This window comes from Pantoea sp. RCC30.1 (genome assembly GCF_058148845.1).
The window spans coordinates 1-4,469 of record NZ_JBXUHX010000070.1; the positions used below are offsets into that span (position 1 = coordinate 1).

4 protein-coding genes, 1 tRNA gene and 1 pseudogene are annotated in these 4,469 nt (G+C 53.3%); 3 read left to right on the forward strand and 3 right to left on the reverse strand.

Features of this window, described 5'->3' with window-relative positions; genetic code table 11:
* Positions 1 to 57: 57 nt before the first annotated feature.
* From AC2LB6_RS24455 to AC2LB6_RS24465, 3 genes and pseudogenes are all read right to left on the reverse strand, one after another.
* A pseudogene (locus AC2LB6_RS24455) lies at positions 58 to 1,037 on the reverse strand (tyrosine-type recombinase/integrase); the annotation flags it as partial.
* Between the two features lie 179 nt (positions 1,038 to 1,216).
* A tRNA-Arg gene (locus AC2LB6_RS24460) sits at positions 1,217 to 1,291 on the reverse strand.
* A gap of 248 nt (positions 1,292 to 1,539) precedes the next feature.
* Positions 1,540 to 2,475 (reverse strand): formate/nitrite transporter family protein, encoded by a 936-nt coding sequence (locus AC2LB6_RS24465; protein WP_039388386.1) that lies wholly within the window; start codon positions 2,473 to 2,475, stop codon positions 1,540 to 1,542.
* Between the two features lie 242 nt (positions 2,476 to 2,717).
* On the opposite strand from AC2LB6_RS24465, the gene ccmA reads away from it, so the two are divergent.
* The 3 genes from ccmA to ccsA all read left to right on the forward strand — a co-directional run.
* The gene (ccmA, locus tag AC2LB6_RS24470; protein WP_490095456.1) at positions 2,718 to 3,335 is read left to right on the forward strand and encodes a cytochrome c biogenesis heme-transporting ATPase CcmA; all 618 of its coding nucleotides are present in this window, start codon (positions 2,718 to 2,720) and stop codon (positions 3,333 to 3,335) included.
* Positions 3,335 to 3,994: a heme exporter protein CcmB gene (gene ccmB, locus AC2LB6_RS24475; protein WP_490095454.1), complete on the forward strand. Its 660-nt coding sequence runs from the start codon at positions 3,335 to 3,337 to the stop codon at positions 3,992 to 3,994. Before ccmA ends, ccmB begins: the two co-directional genes overlap by 1 nt.
* A 67-nt stretch (positions 3,995 to 4,061) precedes the next feature.
* Positions 4,062 to 4,469: cytochrome c biogenesis protein CcsA (ccsA, locus tag AC2LB6_RS24480; protein WP_490095455.1), on the forward strand; the 408-nt coding region annotated here is incomplete at its 3' end.

Consider the following 4,469-nt stretch of genomic DNA (forward strand, 5'->3'; position numbering starts at 1 on the left):
CCGGAAGAATACCGGCTGATGGCTGAGAAACCGGAAATCTCAAAAAGTGTGTGGAACTAAAGCTGGGATACTTACATTTTCACTGATCGGTTTGACGTCATTACTAAATCCGATGAACATGAGGTCTTTGCCACCACTGATTTCATGCAGATATAACAACAGTTTTTTTGCTTGTTTACTTAAAGGCACCAGATGAGGGCTTTTCATTTTGACCCTCTTGCTGAATATTTAACCCCAGTATGTGCTTTTCGCTCTGCGGGTATAGTCCATAGAGAGTTTTTGAAATCTACCTCAGACCAACGTGCAAACCTTAATTCACTCGAACGTACAAATGTCAGGAGTGTAAGCTGGGTCGCAATCTGTGTGACGCCTTTGCCTTTGTAAGCTTCAATTCGTTGCATGAGTTCTGGTAGTCGTTCTAAGGGAAGGGCAGGGCGGTGAATACTTTTTTTAGAAATTACAGCACCAGCCAGGTCATAGGCAGGATTTTGCTCAATCAATGCATTGTGGACAGCATATCTCATCATCGCAGTTATGCGTTGTTGAAGACGTGAAGCGAGTTCGAGGTGACCTTTTGCTTCAGCCCTTTTTAGTGGAATCAATAAGTCACGGGTTTTGAGTTCTGTGATATTACGATTGCCAATAATAGGGAATAAATGACTTTCAAGACTGCTTAACACAGTAGTTCTGTGGTTTTCCGACCAGGTCCTGTTACTGGAATGCCAATCTCGTGCAACCTTTTCAAATGTCAGCAGCCCTTTGATCTCGACCTTATCAGCTTTGCATTTTTCACTTGGATCAACGCTATTTGCCACGAGTTGCCTGGCTTCGTCTCTTCTGCGTCGGGCTTCCGATAACGTGACCTCAGGATAAACACCGAGAGCAAGAATCTTTTGTTTGCTACCAAAGCGATACTGAAAACGCCAGTATTTGGAACCGTGTGGGGTAATCAAAAGATGCATACCATTACCGTCTGTCATTTTGACCGGCTTCACAGCAGCCTTAGCATTTCTTACCTTTAACTCAGTGAGCGGCATAGTAAAAATCCCCGGCTGATGGTATCTGCATTATCGAACCAAACATACCAACAATTGTACCAACATGACACTGTGGATTTTGTGAGCCCGCTGGAGACGCAAGTGGACTATCAAGATGAGTTAAGCGACTGAATGGAATGGGTAAAGTAGACTTTGAGATACGTTGAGAGACTGGCATTTGGTGTCCCCTGCAGGAATCGAACCTGCAACTAGCCCTTAGGAGGGGCTCGTTATATCCATTTAACTAAGAGGACAGCGGGGCGCAGTATAGCGCAAACAGGCCATGAGATTCACTACGTCGCAGTGCGTTTGCTCATTCCGCCAGCGATCCTGCTTTTTTGCACTGACTGCTGTTTGCTGTTGTCCGCAGATTTCTCAAAACCGTTCACGCTGAAAACGACACTCTTCCTCAGCCTGCAGGAGTGATATCAATGTTATCCGTTCAGTCAGGATGCCTGAAAAGCAGACAGAGCGGTTCAATCTGCTCTGTCTGCCTTGCCATTTACTCAGCCTTTTCCTGCTCTTCACGCTGGCGACGTTTCTCCTGCTTCTTCTTCTCAGCCTTCGCTTTAGCCACGGCCGCTTCACTCATGTCGTTGCGGATCTGCGCGTGGCTGATCAGGGCAAAAATCAGCGTGCCGCCGGTAATGTTGCCGAGCAGTGTCGGCAGGGCAAACGGCCAGAAGAATTCATGCCAGCTGATGCTGCCATTAAAGACCAGATAGAGCACTTCCACCGATCCCACCACGATATGCGCCAGATCGCCCAGCGCAACCAGCCAGGTCATCATCACAATCACCAGCAGTTTGGCGCCGCCCGCCGAGGGGAACATCCAGACCATGGTGGCGATAATCCAGCCGGAGATCACCGCATTGGCAAACATCTCGCCGGGCGTATTTTCCATCACCTTCATACTGATGCTGGTAAACGCCTGACGGGTAGCCTCGTCAAATATCGGCATCTCATTAAACGCCAGCGCACCCAGCGCCGTCCCGATCAGGTTACCCAGCAAGACGATGCCCCATAAACGTAATAGCAGAGCGCCATTACTCCAGGTCGGTTTGTGCATCACCGGTAATACTGCCGTGACGGTGTTTTCAGTAAACAGCTGCTGGCGCGCCATAATGACGATAACAAAACCAAAGGTATAACCGAGGTTTTCCAGCAGGAATGCGCCCGGTACGCCATCCAGATGCACCTGAAATATCCCCTTCGCCATCAGCGAGGCGCCCATGGATAAGCCTGCAGCAATGGCTGACCAGAGCAGTGCCATGCCGTCGCGCTCAAGCTCCTTTTCACCATCCTGACGAATCTCTTCATGGATGGCGGCGGCGCGGGAGGGTAAAGCCTCCTCATCGACTTCGATGTCAGTGCCCTTATCCTTCTCTTCGCTCTCTACGTCGTTAGGACCCTGTTCATTACCTGATGAAGGCTTCATATTTTCTCCTGGTGATAGTGCTGTAGCGTAATAAGCGTAGCCGTTTTTTATTTGCCGATAATGTAACGATCGATGCGAATAAGCGTAACAACGTTTTTCGGAACTGCATTTTTATTCAGACTGCGGGCGATACCGCACGAATAAACCCATAGCATCGAAACTGAGCGGTGGGTCACACTTCGGCCCACAGCAACATTGTGGTAATATCCCGGCCACTTTTAGCTGGTGCGATTCCCCCCTCGATGCTGGAAATCATTACGCTCACTTGTGCATACGACGAACGGTCGCTTTTCCGGCGGCTCTCATTTCGCGTGTCCGCAGGTGACATTGTGCAGATTGAAGGCCCCAATGGTGCCGGTAAGACCTCGTTATTGCGCCTGCTGGCTGGGCTGAGCCGTCCTGAAGAGGGTGAAATACGCTGGCAGCAGCAGTCAATCCTGCGACAGCGCGAGACCTGGCATCAGGCGATGCTCTATCTGGGCCATCAGCCTGGCGTCAAAGGCGTGCTTACGCCGCTGGAAAACCTGCGTTTCTACCATCCCGATTGCAGTGATGCGCAGATCTTTGCTGCGCTGGAAAGTGTCGATCTCACGGGCGATGAAGAGGTGCCGGTCAGCCGGTTGTCGGCGGGTCAGCAGCGTCGTGTGGCGCTGGCGCGCCTTTGGCTCAGCCAGGCCCGCATCTGGATTCTTGACGAGCCGCTGACCGCCATCGACAAAGCGGGAATTGAAAAATTAATGGCGCAATTCACCCGTCATGCCGATAACGGCGGTGCAGTGGTCCTGACAACCCATCAGGATTTGCCTGCGGATGCAGCGCGAGTGCGTAAAATTCGCCTTGGCGACGAGGAGGCAAACTGATGCTGTTTCGCCTCATCCAGCGTGAACTGCGCATCGCTTTTCGCGGCGGTGCGGATGTGGTTAATCCGCTCTGGTTCTTCCTGATAGTCATTACCCTGTTTCCGTTGGGCATCGGACCTGACCCGCAACAGCTGGCGCGCATTGCACCGGGCGTTGCCTGGGTTGCCGCGCTGCTGGCGTCGCTGCTGGCGCTGGAGCGGCTGTTTCGCGATGACTTCAGCGATGGCTCGCTGGAGCAGCTGGTGTTGTTACCGACGCCGCTGCCGGTGACGGTCATCGGTAAAGTGATGGCGCACTGGCTGGTCACCGGCGTGCCGCTGATTATCCTGTCGCCGCTGGCCGCGCTGCTGCTGTCGCTGGATTTTAATGGCTGGCGGGCGATGGCCCTGACGCTGCTGCTGGGCACACCAACGCTGAGTTTTCTCGGAGCCATTGGCGTGGGTCTGACGGTAGGTTTACGGCGGGGTGGCGTGTTACTTAGCCTGCTGGTGCTGCCGCTGGCTATTCCGGTTTTGATCTTCGCCAGTGCGGCGATGGACGCGGCCAGTCAGGGATTACCCATCGGTGGCTATCTGGCGATTCTCGGCGCGATGCTGCTGGGCAGTGCGACACTCGCGCCGTTCGCTACAGCGGCGGCGCTACGCATTACGTTGCAATAGCCGCTTTGCAATAACCGCGCGTAAAAGACGCGGCAACACTCTTTTATCGTTAATGTGAGCATTTGATATGTGGAAAGCGTTACATCAGCTGGCCAGGCCCGAACGGCTCTATCAGTTTTCGGGGCGACTGGTGCCGTGGTTCGCCATCTCAGGGCTGGCGGCGTTGCTGCTGGGCTGGGCCTGGGGCTTTGGCTTTGCTCCCGCTGACTATCAGCAGGGCGACAGTTTCCGCATCATGTACATTCATGTGCCCGCTGCGATGTGGTCGATGGGCATTTATGCTTCGATGGCCATCGCTGCCTTTATCGGCCTGGTGTGGCAGATGAAAATGGCCGATCTGGTCTCTGCCGCCATGGCACCCATAGGCGCGGTCTTTACCTTTATTGCGCTGGTCACGGGGTCCGCCTGGGGCAAGCCGATGTGGGGCACCTGGTGGATCTGGGATGCGCGTCTGACCTCGGAGCTGGTGCTGCTG